The sequence below is a fragment of the Ornithinimicrobium sp. F0845 genome (assembly GCF_023015765.1).
Classification (GTDB): Bacteria; Actinomycetota; Actinomycetes; order Actinomycetales; family Dermatophilaceae; genus Ornithinicoccus.
This window is the reverse complement of sequence record NZ_JALKAL010000032.1, coordinates 1-1,565: the sequence shown is the minus strand read 5'-3', so window position 1 is coordinate 1,565 and position 1,565 is coordinate 1. Positions and strand designations below refer to the sequence as shown.

Annotated in this window: 1 protein-coding gene; it reads right to left on the bottom strand. The window is 65.8% G+C overall.

What is annotated here, in order from left to right; translation table 11 throughout:
- Positions 1-1,461, bottom strand: a 1,461-nt coding sequence (locus tag MWU75_RS19580) for an IS1634 family transposase (RefSeq protein ID WP_247094137.1), incomplete at its 3' end; no start/stop codon positions are given.
- Positions 1,462-1,565: the final 104 nt, after the last annotated feature.

Here is a 1,565-nt window from a genome sequence, read left to right as displayed (position 1 = left end):
CGGGATGGCCGGGGCAGCTGTGGTCGTTGACCCGCCGCTGGTGATGACTGCCGAGCGCAGCGGGCGCAGGGTGTTGAGGATCTTCTTGATCGAGGCGCCGGTGCGTTGCTGGGCCTCGCGGGAGATCGCCAGGGCGGCGAACACGATCGTGAGGTGCGCCTCGATCGAGTCCTTCGTTCTGGCGAAGACGGGTCGCGCCCTCAGGTCTGACTTGGCCATCCGGAAGGACCGCTCGACCTGGTAGAGGTCCTGGTAGGCGGCCACGACCGCCGGCCCGTCCATCACCTCGGTGCTGATGTTGGTCACGTAGCCTTTGAGGCCGGTCATCGAGCGTGCCCGCGCCACCAGGTCCCAGTCCACGCCCTTGCTCGCGCCGTCGATCTTGACGAACCGGTCCCGCTTGAGCGGGCGTGTTCCGGCGGCGACGTCCTCGGCCTTCTTGACCATCGCGTTGATCGCCCGGTCATCGTTCTTGGACCGTTTGAAGGAGTAGTGGTAGACCACCCGCCGGGTCCGCTTGTCCTTCCCGGTGCCCATCGCTCGGGTCGTCTCCACTGTCTGCCCGTCGGTGAAGTGGTTTCCCTTGGTCTTGAAGTGGTGGGCCAGGTCGTACGGGGTCTTCGCCGCGCGGGAGCCGACGATGAACGACAGGCCGGCGTCCTCCAGTGCGAGTAGATTCGCCGCGGACAGCATCCCGGCGTCAGCCACGACGACGAACTCTTCGACGTCGTGGGCTTCACGGAAGGCGTCCACGACAGGGATGAGCGTCTTCGTCTCGGCCTTGTTCCCCTCGAACAGGTGCACCTGTAGCGGGAATCCTGTGGCGTCACACAGGAGTCCGACGGTCACTTGAGGGTCGACCCGCCGTTCTTTGCTCATCCCGACCTTGCGCAGACTGTCTTCTTTCGGGGTCTCGAAGTACAAGGTCGTCAAGTCGTACAGCACCACGCCGAGCCGCCCGGTCGGGGCAGCGTGTGCGTAACAGGCGGTGCTGATCTTGTCCCGATACTTACGCTCGATCACCCGCGCCAGGCTGTTCTTCACCGTCGAGATCGACGGCGCCCACACACCGATCTCACCCAGCACCCGCAGGGTATCGATCTTGGAGGTCGGCTCCACGATCCTGCCCAGCACCAGCTGCTTGAACGCGCGGTCCTTGACCGTCTCGAACCCCAGGTCGGCATAGACCTGCTCCAACGCCTCCCACAGCACCAGCGACGGGGTCGCGGTGACCACCGGCCCAGCTACCGGACGACCGCCGGGACGCTCCTCGCCCAGCGGGAGCTCGCCCTGACCCGCATGGATCCGCTCCCGAGCGGCCTGCATCAGCAACGCCACCTCGACCTCGTCCCGGGCAGAGCCCACGTGCTCCATCCCCAGCACGCTCCGCCCCCGTTTGTGCACGATCTGCACCGCCGTCGCGCCCGAGGCAGTCCTCACCCGCCGTACGAACGTACCCACCGGCCAAGCCTACCCAGGGTTGTTAGTGACCACCCTGAGCCCCGAAGCTGCAGGTCAACGAGTCACGACACGAAGAATCTTGACCGACCTAGCCAACTCAGGTC